Origin of the sequence: Allobosea sp. 2KB_26 (assembly GCF_052115715.1) — a bacterium.
In the GTDB taxonomy this organism is placed as follows: Bacteria; Pseudomonadota; Alphaproteobacteria; order Rhizobiales; family Beijerinckiaceae; genus Allobosea.
In genome coordinates, this window is sequence record NZ_JBFRHE010000001.1 from 1,059,382 (window position 1) to 1,080,846 (window position 21,465).

The 21,465-nt window shown below is 66.8% G+C and carries 11 protein-coding genes; 6 read left to right on the plus strand and 5 right to left on the minus strand.

Annotated features, from left to right (window positions below):
- The first annotated feature begins 83 nt into the window (after nt 1-83).
- Nucleotides 84-5,330, plus strand: a complete 5,247-nt coding sequence (locus AB4099_RS05145; protein WP_441477670.1) for an alpha-2-macroglobulin — start codon at nt 84-86, stop codon at nt 5,328-5,330.
- A 131-nt stretch (nt 5,331-5,461) separates the two neighbouring features.
- Nucleotides 5,462-7,492, plus strand: coding sequence for a penicillin-binding protein 1C (gene pbpC, locus AB4099_RS05150; RefSeq protein ID WP_441477671.1), 2,031 nt, complete (start codon nt 5,462-5,464; stop codon nt 7,490-7,492).
- A gap of 75 nt (nt 7,493-7,567) precedes the next feature.
- Here the strand turns inward: pbpC and AB4099_RS05155 are convergent, their stop codons facing one another.
- From AB4099_RS05155 to AB4099_RS05175, 5 genes are all read right to left on the minus strand, one after another.
- On the minus strand, nt 7,568-10,651 hold the full coding sequence (locus tag AB4099_RS05155; RefSeq protein WP_441477251.1) for an efflux RND transporter permease subunit: 3,084 nt from the start codon (nt 10,649-10,651) through the stop codon (nt 7,568-7,570).
- Complete coding sequence (locus AB4099_RS05160; RefSeq protein WP_441477252.1) at nt 10,648-11,742, minus strand: efflux RND transporter periplasmic adaptor subunit; 1,095 nt, start codon at nt 11,740-11,742, stop codon at nt 10,648-10,650. Before AB4099_RS05160 ends, AB4099_RS05155 begins: the two co-directional genes overlap by 4 nt.
- 209 nt (nt 11,743-11,951) lie before the next feature.
- Nucleotides 11,952-15,269, minus strand: coding sequence for an error-prone DNA polymerase (locus AB4099_RS05165; protein WP_441477253.1), 3,318 nt, complete (start codon nt 15,267-15,269; stop codon nt 11,952-11,954).
- The gene (locus AB4099_RS05170) at nt 15,266-16,798 is read right to left on the minus strand and encodes a Y-family DNA polymerase (protein WP_441477672.1); all 1,533 of its coding nucleotides are present in this window, start codon (nt 16,796-16,798) and stop codon (nt 15,266-15,268) included. Before AB4099_RS05170 ends, AB4099_RS05165 begins: the two co-directional genes overlap by 4 nt.
- Nucleotides 16,755-17,582: an ImuA family protein gene (locus tag AB4099_RS05175; protein ID WP_441477254.1), complete on the minus strand. Its 828-nt coding sequence runs from the start codon at nt 17,580-17,582 to the stop codon at nt 16,755-16,757. The genes AB4099_RS05170 and AB4099_RS05175 overlap by 44 nt, the downstream gene beginning before the upstream one ends.
- A gap of 223 nt (nt 17,583-17,805) precedes the next feature.
- On the opposite strand from AB4099_RS05175, the gene phnC reads away from it, so the two are divergent.
- From phnC to phnE (AB4099_RS05195), 4 genes are all read left to right on the plus strand, one after another.
- The gene (gene phnC, locus AB4099_RS05180; protein WP_113517346.1) at nt 17,806-18,624 is read left to right on the plus strand and encodes a phosphonate ABC transporter ATP-binding protein; all 819 of its coding nucleotides are present in this window, start codon (nt 17,806-17,808) and stop codon (nt 18,622-18,624) included.
- Nucleotides 18,625-18,695: 71 nt separating this feature from the next.
- Nucleotides 18,696-19,613, plus strand: coding sequence for a phosphonate ABC transporter substrate-binding protein (phnD, locus tag AB4099_RS05185; protein WP_441477255.1), 918 nt, complete (start codon nt 18,696-18,698; stop codon nt 19,611-19,613).
- 91 nt (nt 19,614-19,704) lie between these two features.
- On the plus strand, nt 19,705-20,586 hold the full coding sequence (phnE, locus tag AB4099_RS05190) for a phosphonate ABC transporter, permease protein PhnE (protein WP_441477256.1): 882 nt from the start codon (nt 19,705-19,707) through the stop codon (nt 20,584-20,586).
- Nucleotides 20,583-21,437 carry a phosphonate ABC transporter, permease protein PhnE gene (gene phnE / locus AB4099_RS05195; RefSeq protein ID WP_441477257.1) on the plus strand — a complete coding sequence of 285 codons (855 nt, stop codon included), beginning with the start codon at nt 20,583-20,585 and terminating at the stop codon, nt 21,435-21,437. Before phnE (AB4099_RS05190) ends, phnE (AB4099_RS05195) begins: the two co-directional genes overlap by 4 nt.
- Nucleotides 21,438-21,465: the final 28 nt, after the last annotated feature.

A 21,465-nucleotide genomic window follows, 5' to 3' on the forward strand; every position in this document is an offset into this window, starting at 1 on the left:
TGCTAGCCTTTGGTCATACCGTGCCGTCCTCACAGTGGCGCGGCATCGATGACGACAGGCCGGACCGGCCGAAGGGACTGATCATGACCTTGCTCTCCCGGCTCGCGCTGATCCTCGGTCTTGCCCTCGCCGCCACGCCGGCGCTCGCCCAGAAGGCCTATATCCGCAACGATCTCCAGGCCGACGGGCAAAGGCTCGAGGAACGCCTGAAGCGTGACGTCTCGGCCAACACGCGCCCCGCTGCGGTCGCGCTACGCGACGGCGAAGCCGCACTCTCGCGCGGCGATGCCCGCGCCGCCTTGCCCCAGGCCAATGCCGCGGTCGTCGCCGATCCGCAGAACTCCGCCGGCTGGCGCCTGATGGCACGCGCCGCCAATGCGATCGAGCCGCGTGACTATCGCGAGCGCTGGGAACTGCGCGAACGTGCGATCAGTGCCGCCTACCTCGCCTATCAGCGCGCAACCTCCCGTCCGGACGAAGCAGCCGCGCTCGCCGTGCTCGCCCGCACCTTCGAGCGCAACGAACTCTGGCGCCCGGCCCTGACCACCTATCGTCTCAGCCTCGATCTCCAGGACAATGCGCAGCTGCGCACCGCCTATGAAAGCCTGCGCGAGAAGCGCGGCTTCCGCCTGCTCTCCAACAAGGTCGATGCCGATGCGGCGAGCCCGCGCGCCTGCTTCGAATTCTCCGAGCCGCTCGCCCGCGGGCGTGTCGATTTCGCGCCCTATGTCGCTATTTCCGGCGGCAAGGGTGATTTCGCTGTCAGCGCCGAGGAGCGCCAGATCTGCGTCGATGGCCTGCGCCACGGCGAACGCTATGCTTTCGTCATTCGCCAGGGCGTGCCTTCCGCACTCCCCGACGAGAAGTTGCTGAAATCCGCCGATTACGAGGTCTATGTCCGCGACCGCACGCCGTCAGTGCGCTTCACCGGCAAGAACTATGTGCTGCCGCGCACCGGTCAGCAGGGCATCCCGGTCGTCTCCGTCAATGCCGACAAGCTCGACCTCGAGGTCATGCGCATCGGCGACCGCAACCTGATCAACTCCGTCCATTCCGACGATTTCCTCAGCCAGCTCGGCAGCTACAACGCGGGCCAGATCGCGTCCGACAAGGGCCAGCGCGTCTGGGCCGGCGCGATGGACGTCAAGTCCGAGCTCAACAAGGATGTGATCACCGCCTTCCCGGTGCTGGAAGCGGTCGGGCAGCTCAAGCCCGGCGTCTACGTGATGTTTGCCAAGCCGACGGGCGGTCAGGCAGTGCAGCCTTCGGGCGACGGCGACTATGACGACGGCTCGACCCGCGCGACACAATGGTTCGTCGTCTCCGATCTCGGCCTGACATCCTTCTCCGGCCCTGATGGCGTGCATGTGCTGGCGCGCTCGCTCGCGAACGCCGCGCCGATCCCGAATGCGGAGCTGCGCCTCATCGCCCGCAACAACGAGGTCCTCGCTACCGCCCGTACCGATGCGAAGGGTTATGCCCGCTTCGATGCCGGCCTTGCCAAGGGCCAGGGTGGTAATGCGCCGGGCCTCGTCACCGCCCTGCTCGGCGAGGACTATGGTTTCCTCGATCTCAAGCAGACCGCCTTCGATCTCTCGGATCGCGGCGTGAAGGGCCGCGTCGCTCCGGCCGGCCTCGACGCCTATCTCTATACCGAGCGTGGCGTCTATCGCTCCGGCGAGACCGTCTACCTCACCAGCCTGCTGCGGGATTCCGCCGGCGCTGCCGTCACCGGCCTGCCGCTGACGCTGGTGGTGAAGCGACCGGACGGTGTCGAGTACCGCCGCCGTCAGGTCGAGGATCAGGGTGCCGGCGGGCGGGCTCATTCCATCCCGCTGATCTCCGGCGCACAGACCGGCACCTGGCGCGTCCAGGCCTATGCCGACCCGAAGGGCACAGCCATCGGCGAGGTTTCCTTCCTCGTCGAGGATTACGTCCCCGAGCGCCTCGAGCTGACGCTCGCGCCGAAATCTCCCGTGCTCCAGGCCGGCGAACCGGCCGAGATCGATGTCACTGCGCGCTATCTTTACGGCGCGCCGGGCTCCGAGCTCGACGTCAACGGTTCGACCACGATCCGCGCCGCCGCGAAATCCGCCATCCCTGGCTTCGCCGAGTTTCAGGTCGGCCTCACCGACGAGGCCTTCGAGTCGATCCAGAGCGACCTGGAGGAGAGCGCCACCACCGACGCCGCAGGCAAGGCCACGATCTCGGCCGGCGTGCAGCAGCCCGAGACCAACCGTCCGCTCGAGGTCGAGATCACCTTGCGCGTCGGTGAGCCGGGCGGCCGCGCCATCGCCCGCTCCGTCACCTTGCCGATCGTGCCGAAGGGCGCCGCCATCGGCGTGAAGCCGCTGTTCAGGGATGGCGAGCTCGGCAACGGCCAGACGGCGAGTTTCGACGTCATCATGGCCAATGGCGACGGCCGCCGCCTCGCCAGGCCGGGCGTGAAATGGACGCTGTCCAAGGTCAATCGCAACTATCAGTGGTTCTTCCAGGATGGTCGTTGGAACTATGAGGGAGTGAAGACGACGCGCCGCGTCGCCGATGGCGAGGTCGCCGTCAGTGAGACGGCCGCAGCCCGCATCGCTGCCCCGGTTCAATGGGGCAATTACCGGCTCGACGTCGCCTCCGATGGCTCAGACGCAACCGAGACAAGCGTCTCCTTCACCGTCGGCTATGAGAGCGACAAGACCGCCGACACGCCCGATGTGCTGGAGGTCGCGCTCGACAAGCCGTCCTATGCGATTGGCGAGACCATGCAGGTCAGGCTCTCGCCGCGCTTCGCGGGCAAGGCGACGCTCGCCGTCGTCGGCGACAAGCTGAACGAGATCCAGACGATCGACATCGCTCCCGGCGGCAGCACGGCCTCGATCCCGGTCAAGGCTGAATGGGGTGCGAGTGCCTATCTCGTCGCGCTGGCCCACCGCCCGATGGACACCGCCGCCCAGCGCCTGCCCGGGCGCGCCATCGGCCTGTCCTGGTTCTCGATCGGCAAGGAACAACGCACGCTCCAGGTCGACCTCGGAGCGCCCAATCTGGTGCGCCCGCTCTCGACGCTGTCCCTGCCGGTCAAGGTCAGCGGGGCACGCGCCGGCGAAGAGGCCTTCGTCACGGTTGCGGCGGTCGATGTCGGTATCCTCAACCTCACCCGCTTCGAAAGCCCCGATGCAAGCAAGTACTTCTTCGGCCAGCGCCAGATCGGCCACGAACTCCGTGACCTGTACGGCTATCTGATCGACGGCATGCAGGGCGTGCGCGGCACCATCCGCTCGGGTGGTGATGCAGCGCCTGCATTGCAGGGCGAGGCGCCGACGCAGGAGCCGCTCGCGCGCTATTCCGGGGTGGTCAAGCTCGGTCAGGACGGTACCGCGAAGATCGATTTCGAGCTGCCCGCCTTCAACGGTTCGGTCCGCGTCATGGCTGTTGCCTGGTCGCAAGGCCGCACCGGCCAGGCCAGCACCGACGTCATCGTGCGCGACCAGATCGTCGCCCAGGCGACGCTGCCGCGCTTCCTCGCGATCGGGGACCAGTCGCGCTTCCATCTCCAGATCGACAATGTCGAGGGACCCGCGGGCCCCTATCTCGTCGACCTCGACGTGAAGGGCCCCGTCCTCGTTGCGGCCGATGCGACGCGGCGCACGCTGACCCTCGCGGCCGGCGCCAAGGGTCAGATGACGATCCCGGTCACGGCGGCGGGTCTCGGCCGCGCCGAGTTCGATGTCCGGATCAGCGGCCCGAACGGCGTCGGTACCGTGCAGAACCTCGCGGTGCGCGTGCAGCCCTCGGCCAACACGATCGCGCGCCGCATCGTCCGGCCGATCCCCAGCAATGGCGGTTCGATCACCCTGTCGTCGGATCTCCTCACCGATCTTGTGCCGCGCTCCGGCCAGGTCTCGGTCTCCGTCTCGCCGCTGGCTGCGCTTGACGTGCCAGCGATCCTGAAGGCACTCGACCGCTACCCCTATGGCTGCACCGAGCAGACCGTCAGCCGCGCCCTGCCGCTGCTGCATGTCAACCGGCTGGCCAGCCTCGAGCAGCTCGCGCTCGATGCCAATGCCGATGAGCGCGTCAACGGCGCGATCGAGCGCGTGCTCGCCCGCCAGGGCGGCAATGGCTCCTTCGGGCTCTGGGGTGTCGGCGGCGAAGACCTCTGGCTCGATGCCTTCGTCACGGACTTCCTGACCCGCGCCCGGGAACGCCAGTTCAACGTCCCGCAGATCGCCTTCAATCTCGCGCTCGACCGGCTGCGCAATCAGGTCGTCAACACCAGCGAGATCAACAAGGAGGAAGCCGCCGGCATCGCCTATGCGCTCTATGTGCTCGCCCGCAACGGCCGGCCGGTGATGGGCGACCTGCGCTATCTCGCCGACAACAAGCTGGGCGAGTTCGCCTCGCCGCTGGCCCGCGCCCAGATTGGGGCGGCGCTCGCGCTGCTCGGCGATCGCGGTCGCGGTCGCGCCGCTTTCACCAGCGCGCTGGCTGGCCTCCAGGAGGCGCGTGACGACGGCCTGTCGCGGCCCGATTACGGTTCGCGTCTGCGCGACGGCACCGCGGTCCTGACCTTGATCGCCGAAACCAATGGCGAGCGTGCCGACATCGCCCGCGCCTCCTCGATCGTCGAGAGCGCCCGCGGCTCCGCCCGCTACACCTCGACACAGGAGAACATGTGGATGGTGCTGGCGGCACAGGCCATGGCCAAGGAGGCCGAGGGCATGGCGCTGACTGTCGACGGCACAGAGCGCAAGGGCGCCTTCTACCGCACCCTTTCGGACGAGGCGCTGGAAGCAAAGCCGCTCACCATCGCCAATCCCGGCGCCGCCTCTGCGCAGGCCGTGATCACGGTTGCCGGGATTCCGACCGCAGCCGAGCCCGCCCTGAACCAGGGCTTTGCGCTGGAGCGGAGCTACTACACCATGAAGGGCGAGAAGGCTGATCCGGCGCGCCTGCGCCAGAACGAGCGCTATGTCGTCGTGCTGGCGGTGACCGAGCCCTCGGTCCGCTACGGGCGGCTGCTGCTGGTCGATCCGCTGCCTGCCGGGCTCGAGATCGAGAATGCCAATCTCACCGAGGGGGCCTCCACGCAGGGGTTGAGCTGGCTGAAGCAGGAGGTCACGCCGGTCCACACCGAAGCCCGCGACGATCGCTATGTCGCAGCCTTCGAACGGCCTGGCTCCTCCAACCAGCCGCTCTCCTTCACGGTCGCCTATATCGCGCGCGCCGTCTCGCCCGGCCGCTATGTCGCGCCCGCAGCCGCCATTGAGGACATGTATCGTCCCGACCGCTTCGGCCGTACCGCCTTCGGCACGGTCGACATCACCTCGGCCAGGTAGGAGCGCGAAGGCTCGTGATCGCGCAGGACGAGCAGAACGGTGTCGCATCTCCCTCCACGTCGCAGGGCGGGAGGGATCGACGTCGCTGGCTGAAACCCGTTGCGTTGGTATCGGCGCTCGGGCTCGCGCTCATGGGTTTGGCTGCCGGCTCCATCGTCCACTACGCCTCTACTCTCCCCCCGCTCGACATCTCGGCCGCGCATGACCGCTCGACCGTGGTGCTCGATCGCGAGGGCAAGCTGCTGCGCCCCTTCCTCACCGCTGACGGTCGCTGGAAGCTTCCGGTCGGCGTCGAGGATGTCGACCCGCGCTATCTCGCGATGCTGAAGGCTTTCGAGGACAGGCGCTTCGACAGCCATTCCGGGATCGACCCGGTCGCGATGCTGCGTGCTGCCGGGCAGATGCTGAGCAATGGCCGCGTCGTCTCCGGCGGCTCGACACTGACCATGCAGGTCGCGCGCCTGCTCGAGCCGCGCGAGGAGCGTTCGCTTGCCGCCAAGCTGCGCCAGGCCGTGCGTGCGATTGAGCTGGAACGCCGCTTCAGCAAGGACCAGATTCTCGATCTCTACCTGGCGCTCGCGCCCTTCGGCGGCAATCTCGAAGGCCTGCGTGCGGCGAGCTTTGCCTATTTCGGCCGCGAACCGAAACGCCTTTCGACTGCGGAAGCCGCCCTGCTCGTCGCCCTGCCGCAAGCGCCGGAGCAACGCCGTCCAGACCGCTTCCCCGAGAGCGCCCGCAAGGCGCGCGACCGGGTGCTCGCCCGCATCGAGGCAGCAGGCCTTGTGACACAGTCCGAAGTCGCTGCCGCGCGTGATGAGCCTGTTCCGACCGCACGAAGAGCCTTTCCCAATCTGGCGCCGCATGTCGCCGAGCAGGCCGTGGCCGAGGCACCGGCCATTCGCCGTCACTACCTCACCATCGATGCAAGGCTGCAGGCCAATCTCGAGCAGCTTGCCCGCGAACGCAGCCTCGGCCTCGCCCCGCAGGTCTCGATTGCCGTTCTCGCCGTCGACAACGAGACTGGTGAGATCCGTGCTTCGGTCGGCGGCGTCGATTATTTCGCGGCCGAGCGCGCCGGCTCGCTCGACCTCACCCGTGCCCTGCGCTCGCCGGGTTCGGCCCTGAAGCCCTTCATCTATGCGCTCGCCTTCGATAATGGCCTCGCCCATCCCGAGACCATGCTGGAGGATCGGCCGGCGCGTTACGGGCTCTATGTGCCGGAGAATTTCGATCTCGGCTTCCAGGGCATGGTCAGCGCGCGCAAGGCATTGCAGCTTTCGCTGAACGTCCCGACCGTGGAATTGCTCTCGTCACTCGGTCCGCAGCGCTTCCTCTCGCGACTGCGCGATTCCGGCATCGCAATCGCAATGCCGAAGGAGGGCGGTGCGCCGGGCCTCGCGGTCGGCCTTGGCGGTCTCGGCATCACACTGTCCGACCTGACGCGGCTCTATGTCGGCCTCGCCCGCGGCGGCGAGATGCTGCCGCTCAAGGTCAAGGCCAGCGATCAGCCTGCCGGAGAGGCGCCCCGTCTCATCGATCCGGTCGCGGCCTGGTATGTCGCCGACACCCTGCTCGGCGCTCCGCCGCCGCTCAATGCCGCGCCGGGGCGCATCGCCTACAAGACCGGCACATCCTATGGCTATCGCGATGCCTGGGCCGTCGGCTTCGACCGCAAGCACACGATCGGCGTCTGGGTCGGCCGCGCCGATAACGGGGCCGTGCCGGGGCTCATCGGACGCGTCGTCGCGGCGCCGATCCTGTTCGATGCGTTTGCCCGGCTCGGCCATGATCCGCGACCATTCCCGCAGCCGCCGAACGCCATCATATCCTCGACATCGAACCTGCCGCCACCGCTGCGCCATCTCCGGCAGGATGTGCCGAAGACACTGAGCGCACTGGCCCGGCCCGGTCTCACGCTGGCCTTCCCGCCGGAAGGCGCGCGCATCGATCTCGCGGCGTCGGCCGTCGACGGGCAGGCGCTGCTCAACCTCAAGGTCGCTGGGGGCGCCCCGCCCTATACCTGGCTGGTCGACGGAGCGCCGGTGACCGCGCCGACCCGTCGCCGCGAGACCGCCTGGCAGCCCGGCGGCAAGGGCTTTGTCCGGATATCGGTGATCGACGGCGCAGGAGCGAGCGAGAGCGTCTCGGTCAGGCTGCAATAGCGCAACGCCTCAGCACCAGCGGAGTGAAGCAATCCAGGCGTCAGGGCCGCGGCATGGATCGCTTTTTCGTAGAGTTCACTCCGCCGGCTGGACCTGCGCCTGGCCATGCGCCTTGTCCTCGCCGTGCACGGGCCGATGCGCCCGCGCCAGATAGCTATAGGCGACCGGCACCACATAGAGCGTCAGCAAGGTGCCGAACGTCATGCCGCCGACGATGACCCAACCGATCTGAGAACGGCTTTCAGCGCCGGCACCATGGGCGAGCGCCAGCGGCACCGCCCCAAGCACCATCGCGCCCGTCGTCATCAGGATCGGCCGCAGGCGCAGTTCCGCGGCCTCGACCAGCGCATCGACGAGTTCCTTGCCCTCCTCGCGCAACTGGTTGGTGAACTCGAGGATCAGGATGCCGTGCTTGGTGATCAGGCCGACGAGCGTGATCAGGCCGATCTGGCTGTAGACATTGAGCGTGCCGCCGCTGAAATACAGAGCCGCCAGCGCGCCCGTAATCGAGAGCGGCACCGAGACCATGATCACCACCGGGTCGATGAAGCTCTCGAACTGCGCCGCCAGCACCAGATAGATGAAGCCGAGCGCCAAGAGGAACACGACCGCAATCGACGAGCCCGCCTGCTTAAACTCGCGGCTCTGGCCGGAATAGTCGATCTGCACCGACTTCGGCAGCACCTTGGCGGCCGCCTGCTCCAGGACGGCCAGTCCATCGCCGAGCGAATAGCCCGGTGCCGGCACCGCCGTGATCGTCGCGGAGCGCAGCTGGTTGAAGCGGATCAGCTCCTTGGGCGCGACGTTCTCCTCGATGCTGACAAGGCTGGAGAGCTGCACCACCGTGCCGTTGCGACCACGCAGATAGATCGACTGCAGCGCCTGAGGCGTGTTGCGATCCTCCCCGGCGACCTGCAGCATCACGTCATACTGCTCGCCGTTCATGTTGAAGCGCGTCACCTGCCGTCCACCGAGCAAGGTCTCCATCGTCCGGCCGATGATATCGACGCCGACGCCAAGATCGCTGGCGCGCTGCCGGTCGATCGAAACCTTGATCTGCGGCTTGTCCAGGATGAGATTGGATTCGAGATTGGTCAGCACCGGCGAGGCGGACGCCTCCGCGATGACCGCATCGACATAATTCTTGATCTCGGCATAGGAATCCGAAGAGCGCAGCACGAACTCGATCGGCTTGCTGTTGGCGCCGCCGCCACCAAGCGAGGGCGGGTTGACCGCGAAGAGGCGGATACCCGGAATCTGCGACAGCCCGCGATTGATCTCGGCAACGAGATCCTGCTGCTTGCGCTGGCGTTCTTCCCAGGGCTTCAGCCGCGCGAATGCGATGGCGCGCGTCACGTCCGGGAAGCCGGTGATCACCAGGTAGCTTTCGACCTCGGGAAGATTCTTGAAATACTCCTCGACCTGCCGCGCGTAGCTCGCCGTGAAGCTCAGCGTTGCACCTTCAGGGGAGACGCCGATGGCATTGATCGTGCCGCGGTCCTCCACCGGAGCCAGTTCCGAGCGCAGGTTCGTGAAGAAGTAATAGCTGCCGCCAGCGACGCAGAGCGCCAGCAGCACGATGACCGGGCGCATCGAAAGCGCCCCACGCAGCGAACGGCGATAACCGCTGGAAAGCGCATCGAAGCCGCGCTCCAGCACATTGTAGAGCCAGCCATGCGACTCGTGCGGCTTCAGCAGTTTGGCGCACATCATCGGCGTCAGCGTCAGCGCGACGAAGCCGGAGACGAGCACCGCACCTGCCAGTGTCAGGGCGAACTCGATGAAAAGCTTGCCGGTGCGCCCGGTCGAGAACGCCATCGGCGCATAGACCGCAACCAGCGTCAGCGTCATCGCGACGACCGCGAAGGCGATCTCGTTGATGCCGCGGATCGCCGCCTTGTTCGGTTCCATGCCGTTCTCGACATGGCGGTGCACGTTCTCCAGCACGACGATGGCATCGTCGACGACGAGGCCGATGGCGAGCACCATCGAGAGCAATGTCAGCGTGTTGACCGTGAAGCCCAGCGCATACATCAGCGCGAAGGAGCCGATCAGCGAAACCGGGATCGTGACCAGCGGAATCAACGTCGCGCGCAGCGAGCGCAGGAAGACGAAGATGATCAGCACGACAAGGACGACCGCCTCGCCGATCGTGGTGTAGACGGCCTGGATCGAGCGATCGATGAAGATCGACGTGTCGTAGGAGGTCGCGATCGCCATGCCGTCCGGCAGATCATCGGTGATCTCCGGCAGCGCCGCACGGACGCCGGAGGAGACATCGAGCGGATTAGCCGTCGCCTGCTTGACGATGCCGATCGTCACCGAAGGGCGGCCGGCGAACCAGGCGGCATTGCGCTCCTCGCGCGCGCCGAGCTCGACCTTCGCGACATCGCTCAGCTTCACCGGAAATGCGCTGACATCCTTGATCACGATCTGCTGGAATTGCTCGGGCGTGGTCAGGCTGGTCTGCGACAGCACCGTGAACTCACGGTCGTTGCTCTCGATGCGGCCGGACGGGATCTCGACATTCTGCGCCCGCAGCGCCGCCTCGATTTCCTGCACCGTAATGTTGTAGGCGGCCATGCGAGCCCGATCGAGCCAGATGCGCATCGCATATTGCCGCTGGCCGAGAATGCGCACTTCGGCGACGCCGGTGATGTTCTGCACCCGGTCGGCAATGAAGCGGTCGGCGAAGTCGGTCAGCTCCAGCGGGCTGTGCCGCGTGCTGGTCAGCGACAGATACATCACCGGCTGGGCGTCAGCCTCGACCTTGGCGATGATCGGCTCGTCGATCTCGTCCGGCATGCGACCGCGCACGCGGCTGACGCGGTCGCGCACGTCGGAAGCCGCGACATCCGGGTCGACGTCCGGACGGAAGCGCACCGAGATGCTGCTGCGCTCCTGACGGCTGTTCGAGGTGATGATCTCGATGCCTTCGATGCCCGCGATCGAGTTCTCCAGGATCTGCGTGACCTGGGATTCGATGATCTCGGCGCTGGCACCGCGATAGGTCGTGTTCACCGAGACGATCGGCTCATCGATATTCGGGTATTCGCGCACCGTCAGCCGGCCATAGGAGACGATGCCGATAAGGATGACGAGCAGGCTCAGGACGGTCGAAAGAACCGGCCGGCGGACGAAGAGCGCAAACAGGCTCATCGTGCGTCGCTCGTCTGCACCGGAGCCGGAGCATTCTTGACAGCTACGGTCGAGCCGTCACGCAAGCGCATCTGGCCAGCCGTGACGATCTGCATGGTCGGGGTCAGCCCCTTCACGATCTCGACCTTGCCCGGCAGGCGCTTGCCGAGCTCGACCGGCATGCGCTTCGCCTTGCCGTTCTCGACCACGAAGATCATCTTGCCGGTGCCGTCAGGCACCACCGCCGTCTCGGGCACGACGAGCGCATTCTCGCGCTGGTCGACGATGATGTTGATCCGCGCGAACAGGCCCGGCTTCAGGACGCCGTCACCATTCGGAATCGTCGCGCGCAGCCGGATCGCACGGCCGTTCACGTCGACGATCGGATCGATCGCGAAGATCGTGCCGGTGAAGCCGCTATCGGGCAGCGCATCGACCTTGAGCTGGATGGTCTGCCCGACCTTGACCCGTGTCAGGTAAATCTCGGGGACCCGGAAATCGACCTTCATCGGGTCGGTCGCGGTGAGCGTGATCAGCTCCTTGCCGACCGAAACATAATCTCCGACGCTGACCGAGCGCAGGCCGACAACCCCGGTGAAGGGCGCGCTTATGGCGGTGAGCGCGCGACGCGAGGTCGCGAGCTGCAGGCGAGCCTCGCTGGAGGCCAGTTGCGCGGTTGCCTGTTCGAGCGCGACCTGCGTGCCCGAGCCACGATCGACCAGTGCCCGGTTGCGCTCATAGGTATCGCGCGCCAGCCGCAGGTCCGCCTCGGCCAGTTTCACCTCGGCATCGAGGATCGCCCTGTCGAGCTTGACGAGTTCCTGGCCCTTGGTGACGCGCTCGCCTTCCTTGAAGCCCAGTGCCACGACCCGGCCGGCGATCTCGGGAGCGATGACCACGGTTTCATTCGCGGTCAGCGTGCCCAGCGCCTGGACCTCTTCGTTGACCGTCACGGCCTCGGCCCGGCTGACTTCGACGGGCACACCGGCAGCCTGCGGGTTCGCCACCGCGCGCGCTTGCGCAGGCTGCGCGCCAGCCTTGAAGCTGCGGTAGCCGTAATAGCCGCCGCCAGCGACGCCAGCGATCAGGAGGACAAGGACAAGCCGCTTCATAGGTCAGGGTGCTCCGGTATCGTCGCAAGCCCTATGGGACTGGACGATGCAGTTCAAATTACAAATCCGTAAGTGTGGTTTCATGACGGCCGCGACGGTTTTATGAACCAACCGGCTTTTTGGCATGCAAGACCGGAACCAAGACACGAAACAAGTCCGGAACGGCCTGCTGGCGGCAGAATCCGGGCTCCTGTGGCCGAATTGGGCCTTTAGTGGAAGTCGCGTGAGCGCGGCAGCACCCTGACATTGCGCGGGTGGGTGTGCTGGCGTGGCGGCAGGCGGCTGTCGGATTGCGGGTGCTGCACCTCGTCGGCCCGCGCCAGGGTGCGGTGCAGCAGCCCGTCGGCCAGCCGCGCCAGTTCCTCCGAGCGATCCTCGATCCTGTCGACGACGAGATGGACGATCCCCTCCGGACTGCGTTGCAGCCGGCCGGCGAGCAGGACGAGCCGCGCGCCCATCGCCTGCCGGCGGTAACGTTCGAAGGTCTTTGGCCAGAGCACCGCATTGGCGATGCCGGTCTCGTCCTCCAGCGTCATGAACATCACCCCCTTGGCGCTGCCCGGCCGCTGGCGCACCGTGATGATGCCCGCCAGCCGGCAGCGCGTGCCGTCCGGCGCTGCCAGCACCTGCTCGCAGCTCAGTGCCCGCTCACGTGCGAAAAGCGGGCGCAGGAACTGCATCGGATGCCCCTTCAGCGACAGGCGCAGATGCTGGTAATCCGCGATGACCTGTTCTGAGTCCCGCATGCGCGGCAGCAAGGTTTCGGGCTCCTGGGCGAGCTCGGCGCTCTCGCTCGCCGCAAAAAGCGGCAGCGGCCTGTCATCCGGGAGCCTGCGCACCTCCCAGAGCGCCTCGCGCCGGCTGAGCCCGAGTGAGCCGAAAGCATCGGCATCGGCCAGTGCGACGAGGGCACGCGTGGGCAACCTGGCGCACCGCGCCAAGGCCTCGACGCTGTCATAGCCCTGCCCGCGCCCCTTCACGAGCGCCTCGCCAAAAGCCTTCGAGATCCCGTCGATCTGGCGCAGGCCGAGCCGCATCGCGAGTGCGCCGTCCTCGCGTCGCTCCAGCGTGTTGTCATGATCGCTCAGATTGATGTCGGCTGGCCGGATTTCGACCTTGTTGTCCTGCGCAGCGCGGATGATCTGCGCCGGAGCATAGAAGCCCATGGGCTGCGAGTTCAGAAGCGCCGCGGTGAAGGCAGCGGCATGATGACACTTGAGCCAGGCCGAGGCATAGACCAGCAGGGCGAAGGAGGCCGCGTGGCTCTCCGGAAAACCGTATTCGCCAAAGCCCTTGATCTGATTGAAACAGGCGGACGCGAAGGCGCGGTCATAGCCGCGCGCGACCATGCGCTCGACCATCATCGCCTCGAAATTCTGGATCGTGCCGACATGGCGGAAGGTCGCCATGGCACGCCGCAGGCCATTGGCCTCATCCTCGGTGAACTTCGCCGCCTCGATGGCGATGCGCATCGCCTGCTCCTGGAACAAGGGCACGCCGAGCGTCTTTTTCAGAACCTGTTCCAGCTCGTCGGGAAGCCCATGTTCCGGCGCGGGTCTGGGGTAGACGACCTCATTCGGGTTTTTCCGCCGCCGCAGATAGGGGTGGACCATATTGCCCTGGATCGGGCCCGGCCGGACGATCGCGACCTCGATGACGAGATCGTAGAATTTCCTGGGCTGCAGCCGCGGCAGCATGTTCATCTGCGCCCGGCTCTCGACCTGGAAGACGCCGATCGCATCGGCCCGACACAGCATGTCGTAGACGCGCAGATCACCCTGCTCGATCGTCGCCAGCTCCCAGCGCTTGCCTTCGTGCAGAGCGATCAGGTCAAAGGCCTTGCGGATGCAGGTCAGCATGCCGAGCGCGAGCACATCGACCTTCATCATCCGGAGCGCGTCGATATCGTCCTTGTCCCATTCGATGAAGCTGCGGTCCTTCATGCCGCCCCAGCCGATCGGCACGCATTCGTCGAGCCGCCCGCGCGTCAGCACGAAGCCGCCGACATGCTGGGAGAGATGGCGGGGGAAGCCGATCAACTCGGTCGCCAGCGCGGCCGCGCGCGCGATCATCGGATTGGCGGGGTCGAGCCCCGCCTGCCGGACATGGTTCTCCGGCAGGCCGTCGCCCCAGCTGCCCCAGACCGTGTTGGCGAGCGCGGCCGTGACATCCTCGCTCAGGCCGAGCGCCTTGCCGACCTCGCGAATGGCGCTGCGCGGCCGATAGCAGATCACCGTGGCGCAGATGCCGGCGCGCAGCCGACCATAGCGCTCATAGATATACTGCATCACCTCCTCGCGCCGCTCATGCTCGAAATCGACATCGATATCGGGCGGCTCCTTGCGCTGTTCGGAAAGAAAGCGGGCCAGGAGCGAATTGCCTTCCATCGGGTCGACCGCGGTGACCCAGAGGCAGTAGCAGACTGCCGAATTCGCGGCCGAGCCCCGGCCCTGGCACAGGATCGGCGGCTCCTGCGCCCGGGCAAAGCGCACGATGTCGTGGACCGTCAGGAAGTAGCGCGCGTAGTCGAGCTTCGCGATCAGTGCGAATTCCTTGTGCAGGAGATCGCATACCTTGCTCGGGATGCCCTCGGGATAGCGCCTGTGCGCTCCTTCCCAGGCGAGACGCTCCAGATGCTCCTGCGGGGTGCTCCCGGGCGGCACCGGTTCGTCCGGATATTCATATTGCAACTGGTCGAGCGAGAACCGGCAGCGTTCGAGGAAGCGCACCGTCTCCGCCACCATCTCCGGCGCGTGCCGGAACAGGTGGGCCATCTCGCGCGGCGATTTGAGATGGCGCTCGGCATGGGCCTCCAGCATGCGCCCGGCCCGCTCGATCGGGACATGCTCGCGGATGCAGCTGACGACATCCTGCAAGGGCCGCCGCGCGGGCGCATGATAAAGCACGTCATTGACGGCGAGACAGGGCACACCCGCCCTGGACGCGAGCAGCGCCAATGCATCGGCCCGGCGCCGGTCGTCGCCGCGATGCGGCATGTCGATACCCAGCCAGAGCCGACCCCGCGCAAACTCGGAAACGCTCGCGAGAGCCGCAGCGATCTCGCTCTCCGGCCGCCGTTCCGGCATCAGTATCAGCAACATGCCTTCCGCGAATTCGCGTAGGTCGGAGAGCGTGAGGATGCATTCGCCCTTCTTCTCGACCTTCATCTTGCCGTGGGTCAGCAGGCGGCAGAGCCTGCCATAGGCGTCGCGATCCTGGGGATAGGCGAGCAGGTCGGGCGTGCCATCGGACAGGACGAGGCGGACCCCGACCGCGAATGTCAGCTTCGTTGTGGCGATACCCGCCTCGCGCATCGCCGCATGGGCCCGCACCACGCCGGCCAGAGAATTGCGGTCGGCGAGCCCGATTCCGGCAAGGTCGAGTTCGGCCGCCCGGCCAACCAGTTCCTCCGGACTCGAGGCCCCGCGCAGGAAGGAGAAGTTGGAGGTGACCGCGAGTTCGGCATAGCGCGAAACTGGTACGATCGGAGCGGCTTCCACCGGGCAATTGTCATTGAGCCCGCTCATGCGAAAAGCCCGTGCATGAACCAGGGCGGATGCGCGGCCTCGCGGCCATAGAGTCCGTCGCGATAAAGCCAGAAGCGCCTTCCACCCGGCTCTTCGACGCGAAAATAGTCGCGGGTCGGCGCGATCCTGCCCGTCGTCGCCCACCATTCGGCAGCGATCCGCTCCGGCCCCTCCGCCTTGGCGACCTCATGCAGCACGCGCCGCCAGCGGAAACGCGTCGGCGGCCCGTCCGGGATCTCGGCCAGCACCTCGATCGGCTCCGGCCGCGACAGCAGCCGGAGGGGCCGTTCCGGGACGGCGCTCGGAGCCGGCCAGTCCGGGGAAAACCCGAGCCTTGCCATCTCGCCATGACGCAGGGCGGGCACCGCCAATGCGGCGCGCTCGGGATCATGGCTGTCCTGCGCCAGGAAACGCCGCACGCGATCCGGGCCGATCCGGGCGGCGATCGCATCGGCGACCTCCGTCAGGGCCCGCTCGGCGGCGGCTGCATCGGGTTCCTCCTCCCGACCGGCCGCAAGAGCCCCCTGATCGGCCGCGAAAGGCTCGGTCGCACCGGCCGAGAGCCGGATCAGGTCGAAACCGAAGCCGGGATCGAGCGGGTCCGCCAGGGCATCCAGCTTCAGGGCGAAGAGTCGATCGACCGCCGCCGGATCGCGCAACGGCATCCCGGTCTCGATGCCGAGACGGCGCACGGCCCCGTCACTGCGGAAGAAGCTCGCCTCGAACACTCTCGCGCCTTCGCCGCGCGCTTCCAGCATGCCGGCCAGACTCTCGCCCAGGCCGGCCAGGGCCGCCCGGATACCGGCTTCATGCGCCAACGGTTCGGCGAAACGCCGTTCCGCCATGCATTCAGGCAGCGGTCGTCGCGGTGACAGCGCCTGCGGCAGGCGGCCGAGCGCCTGGTCGAGCCTGTCGAGCAGGTCGCGGCCGAACCGGGCGGCCAGCGGCGCGCGCGGTCGCGTCTCCAGATCGGCGATATGGCTGAGGCCCATGCGTGCGAGCCCGTGCTGCCGTGCAGCCTCCAGGCCGAGCGCCGCGGTCGGCAAGGGCCACAGGGCCTGGCTCTCTCCGCCCGGCGGCACGATGCCGCCGCGCCCATAGCGCGCGACGCCCCAGGCGGCGCGCGCCGTCCCGGCAATAGCGGCGCGCAGCGTAAAGCCCCGCCGTTTCAGCCGAAGCAGGCAGTCGCGGCCAAGCAGGGCTTCGCCGCCGAAGAGATGGGTGCAGCCCGAGATATCGAGCAGCAGGCCATCCTCGCCATCGAGAGCGACCAGCGGCGTATAGCGGTCGCACCAGTCGGCAACGGCGCCAAGCAGGGCTGCATCGGCCGCCCTGTCCTCCTCGGCCACGACCAGCCGCGGGATCATGGCGCGCGCATCGGCCAGCGCCATGGTCGGATGCAGGCCGAGGCGTTCGGCTTCGGCATCGAGGCTCGTCAGGCGGAAGGCGCCCTTCGCCTTGCCCACCACAACAAGAGGACCAGGATCATCCGCTGGCCCGCCGGGCTGCGGGCCACGCCTCTGCGACATTGCCCGAACGGATGCGCCCTGGCTGCGTCTGATCCGGTCGATGGGCAGGCGCGGGAACCAGAGCGACAGGAAGCGGCTCGCGGAAGCTATACGCATGACTGTCCCACTCCATCACCCACTCGCCCGTCGCCCCGTGCCGGTTGCGCAGCACCGTGACCGCGAAACTCGGCCGGCCCGGCCCATGCGCTCTCACCCGCCCCTCCGAAGGCGCCGCCGAAACCGCCCAGCGGATCGTCGCCGCACTCGGAGCAGGACTGCTTCCCAGCCGCAGGAGAAAAGCCGTCGCGCCGGCATCCCGCGCCGCCAGGACGAGACGCCGGCTGGCCGTGAGATCGAGGCAGGCCGGCGTACCTTCGAGCTCGATCACCACCGCGCCGATGCCCGAGCGTCGGTCATTGCCGTGCGGAAAGGCGTCGCCCGCCGCCTTCAGCACGGCAAGCGGATCGCGCCCCCGCACCGCAAGCACCCGGTCAGGATCGAGCCCGAACGCCGCAAGCCCCGGCGCATAGAGTTCACCACCCTCGGCGCCGGCGGAATCCTGCCGCAGCCAGACGACGGGCCGCCGCTCCAGCCGCGCGATCAACCCGGCGACGAAGCCCGTCGCCGCCGGAGCCTGATGCGCCATCGCCACGATCTCGTGCAGGGCATGGCGACGCAGCGGCCCCAGCGCCGCATCGGCCGCCGCGTGGCCAAGGCTGAAGCTCGCCTCCCCGCCCAGCGAGACAGAGACGCTTTCCAAACCGGCAATGCTTCGCCGCAGCGCGGCGACGGCATGATCGCTCACGTCTTGGCACTCCAAATGTTCCTATTTTGTTCTTTATGACTCCGCCTCCTCAGGCGAGTCAACAGCCTCCGTGCGCCCGCTTCCCCGCCCGCAATCCTGCTGTCACGGCCCTGTCATCTGTCGCCGATACCGGTTTGCGCACTGCAAGAGAGCATGAGCTCCGGACTGCGCCTCGCCCATGTCCGGATGTCGCCATGCTTGCTCCTCGATGGGAAGACCGTTCATGCTGCGTATCGAAGGCCTGACCAAGCGCTTCAGCGGCAAGGCCGCCGTGGACAATGTCTCGCTGTCGATCCCGAAGGGCGAAATGGTCGGCGTCATCGGCCGCTCGGGCGCCGGCAAGTCGACCCTGCTGCGCATGATCAACCGCTTGGCGGAGCCGAACTCCGGCCGCCTGATCAGCGACGAACGCGATGTCACCGCATTGAAGGGCGCCGAACTGCGCGCCTGGCGTCGCGACACCGCGATGATCTTCCAGCAGTTCAATCTCGTCGGCCGCCTCGACGTGCTGACCAATGTCCTGCTCGGCCGGCTCAATCACCGCTCGGCCTTCCTGACGCTGGTGAAGAGCTTCTCGCCGGACGACAAGATCCGCGCCATCGCCGCGCTCGAGCGCCTCGACATGGGCCATCTGCTGGCCCAGCGCGCCGAGACCCTCTCGGGCGGCCAGCAGCAGCGCGTCGCGATCGCCCGTGCCCTGGTCCAGGAGCCGACGGTCATCCTCGCCGACGAGCCGATCGCCTCGCTCGATCCGCGCAACACCCAGGTCGTGATGGATGCGCTCTTCCGCATCAATCGCGAGGACGGCATCACCGTGATCTGCAATCTGCACGACCTCGATATCGCGGCGAAATATTGCGACCGGCTGATCGGCATGGCCGCCGGCAAGGTCGTGTTCGACGACGTGCCGCAGGCGCTGACCCGCGAGATCGCCGCCGAACTCTACGGCATCGAGGCCAAGGATGCCGGCGCCGAGGCGCTGGACGCGCTCGACGCCATCGCCATCGCCGAAGCCAAGCGCGCCAAGCAGACCGCAGCCTGAGCCAGGCCTCAGCCCGGCCAGGACCGCTTACGCCTGAAAAGACCACCAACAGCCTTCAACAGGAGCAAACCATGCTGACCCGTCGTCATACCCTCACGCTCGCCGCCGCCGGCCTGGCCGCGACGCTCGCCGCTCCCGCCTTCGCGCAGGACTGGAAAGCCAAGTATCCGGAGCTGATCTTCGCCATCATCCCGTCCGAGAACGCGTCTGGCGTCGTCGAGCGCTATACCCCCTTCGTCACCTACCTCGCGAAAGAACTCGGCACCAAGGTGACGCTGCGTATCGCCAACGACTATGCCGCGATCATCGAAGGCCAGCGCGCCGGCAACATCCATATCGGCATGTACGGCCCCGCCTCCTTCGCTCGTGCTCGCATGACCGGCGCCAAGGTCGATGCCTTCGCGATCGAGACCAATCTCGACGGCACCAAGGGCTACCATTCCGTCTTCTACGTGAAGAAGGACTCGCCCTATCAGAAGGTCGAGGACCTGAAGGGCAAGAATCTCGGCCTCGTCGATCCCAATTCCACCTCCGGCAACAATGTGCCGCGCTTCGTGCTCGACGGCATGAAGATCGACCCCGAGACCTTCTTCGGCAAGGTCGTCTATACCGGCAGCCACGAGAACGCGGTCATCGCGCTCGGCCAGGGCACCGTCGACATCGCCGCCAACTGGTGGAACGACGAGCAGGAATCCAACCTGCAGCGCATGGCCCGCAAGAACATGGTCAAGGCCGACGATTTCCGGATCATCTACAAGTCCGAGCAGATCGTGAACTCGCCGATGGCCTATCTCTCCGACCTGCCGGAGCCGCTCAAGGCCTCGATCCGAGACGCCGTCCTCAACCTCGCCACCAAGGACAAGGTCGCCTTCGACAAGATCTATGAAGGCAAGCAGGGCCCGCTCGTCGCCGTCGACAACAAGGCCTACGACCCGATCATCGAACTGAACAAGTTCGTCGACGCGCTCCGCAAGAAGAAGTCCTCGTAAGCGCTTACCGCCGACCGTCATCGCCGGGTTTGTCCCGGCCATGACGGAGTGGCGTCCCGCCGCGACTGGCGAACCCCGCGACGGAACCATCATGACCCTGACGATCGATCGCAACGACCCCGCCATTCGCGGCCATGCCGATCTCTATCGGCGCGAGATGGGCGCAAAGCGCCGCCAGGCCCTGCTCGGTGCCGCCATCTTCATCGCCTGCGTCGTCCTTTCCGCGATCGGCTCGGAGGTCGATCTCGCGAAATTCGCCGCCAATGCCTGGCGCTTCCCGAAATACATCCTCGAGACCATGCCGACCCTGCGTCTCGCCACGCTCGGCGCCGATCTCAAGGAATGGTACTGGGGCCTGAACGGCTGGCTCAAGCTGCTCTGGCAGACCCTGTTGATTGCCTATGTCGGCACCGTATTAGGCGCCGTCGGCGGCTTCCTGCTTTGCTTTTCCGCCGCCGCCAATCTCGGCCGTGCCGGCTGGCTGCGCTGGACCACCCGCCGCTTCCTAGAATTCTGCCGCACCGTGCCGGAGATCGTCTTCGCGCTGATCTTCGTCATCGCCTTCGGCCTCGGCCCGCTGCCGGGCGTGCTCGCCATCGCGATCCACACCATGGGTGCGATGGGCAAGCTCTTCTCCGAGGTGGTCGAGAACATCGACATGAAGCCGGTCGACGGCCTCACCGCGACAGGCGCGGGCTGGTGGCAGACGATCCGCTTCGCCGTCGTCCCGCAGGTGCTTTCCAATTTCGCCAGCTACGCGCTGCTGCGCTTCGAGATCAATGTCCGCGGCGCCTCGATCATGGGCTTCGTCGGGGCCGGCGGCATCGGCCAGGATCTGATCGAGGCCATCCGCAAATTCTACTTCACCGATGTCAGCGCCATCCTGCTCATGATCATCGTCACCGTCATGCTGATCGACTACGGCACCGAGCGCCTGCGCCACGCCCTGCTCAGCCTGGAGCACCGCTCATGAGCCTCGTCCTCACCGCCACCGAGCGCGCCGATCTCGTCCGTCGCCACCAAGGCGCCATCGACGGCTCACTGAAGACGCGCCTGACCACCATCGCAGTCGTTGCCGGCCTGCTCGGCCTCTTCCTCTACGGGCTGACCACATTGGAGGTCTCGCTCTGGAAGATCATCACCGGCATCGGCAATCTCGGCACATTCGTCGTGCTGATGCTGCCGCCGGACCCAGGCTCCGCGGCCCGCGCCGTGATCTTCGTGAAAGCGCTGTTCGAGACCATTGCCATCGCCTTCCTCGGCACGATCCTCGCTGCGATCCTCGCCTTCCCGCTCGGCTTCCTCGCAGCCAAGAACGTCGTCGCCAACCGCGTCATCCATTTCCTGGCGCGCCGCTCGCTCGACACCGTGCGCGGCGTCGATGCGCTGATCTGGGCTCTGATCTGGGTCAATGTCGTGGGTCTCGGCCCTTTCGCCGGCATGCTCGCGATCATGACCAGCGATCTCGGCGCCTTCGGCAAGCTCTATTCGGAAGCGATCGAATCCGCCGACCGCAAGCCCGTCGAGGGCGTGACCTCCTCCGGCGGCGGCAAGCTCCACGAGATCCGCTTCGGGCTGATCCCGCAGGTGCTGCCGGTCATCGCCAGCCAGGTGCTCTACTACATCGAGTCGAACACCCGCTCCTCGACCATCATCGGCATCGTCGGCGCCGGCGGCATCGGCCTTTATCTCGCCGAGACCATCCGCACCCTGGAATGGCAGCAGGTCTCGTTCCTGATCCTGCTCGTGCTTGCCGCCGTGACCGCGATCGACTTCCTGTCCAGCAAGCTGCGCTTCGCCATCATCGGCAAAAGGGCCCTCTGACGGACAGGCGCGTCATGCCGAGGCCTGC

Bases quoted from the DNA above. Each gene is read 5' to 3' on its own strand.
- AB4099_RS05145 (WP_441477670.1), top strand. From the start codon at position 84: ATGACCTTGCTCTCCCGGCTCGCGCTGATCCTCGGTCTTGCCCTCGCC.
- pbpC (WP_441477671.1), top strand. From the start codon at position 5,462: ATGGGTTTGGCTGCCGGCTCCATCGTCCACTACGCCTCTACTCTCCCC.
- AB4099_RS05155 (WP_441477251.1), bottom strand. From the start codon at position 10,651: ATGAGCCTGTTTGCGCTCTTCGTCCGCCGGCCGGTTCTTTCGACCGTC.
- AB4099_RS05160 (WP_441477252.1), bottom strand. From the start codon at position 11,742: ATGAAGCGGCTTGTCCTTGTCCTCCTGATCGCTGGCGTCGCTGGCGGC.
- AB4099_RS05165 (WP_441477253.1), bottom strand. From the start codon at position 15,269: ATGAGCGGGCTCAATGACAATTGCCCGGTGGAAGCCGCTCCGATCGTA.
- AB4099_RS05170 (WP_441477672.1), bottom strand. From the start codon at position 16,798: ATGTCGCAGAGGCGTGGCCCGCAGCCCGGCGGGCCAGCGGATGATCCT.
- phnC (WP_113517346.1), top strand. From the start codon at position 17,806: ATGCTGCGTATCGAAGGCCTGACCAAGCGCTTCAGCGGCAAGGCCGCC.
- phnD (WP_441477255.1), top strand. From the start codon at position 18,696: ATGCTGACCCGTCGTCATACCCTCACGCTCGCCGCCGCCGGCCTGGCC.
- phnE (WP_441477256.1), top strand. From the start codon at position 19,705: ATGACCCTGACGATCGATCGCAACGACCCCGCCATTCGCGGCCATGCC.
- phnE (WP_441477257.1), top strand. From the start codon at position 20,583: ATGAGCCTCGTCCTCACCGCCACCGAGCGCGCCGATCTCGTCCGTCGC.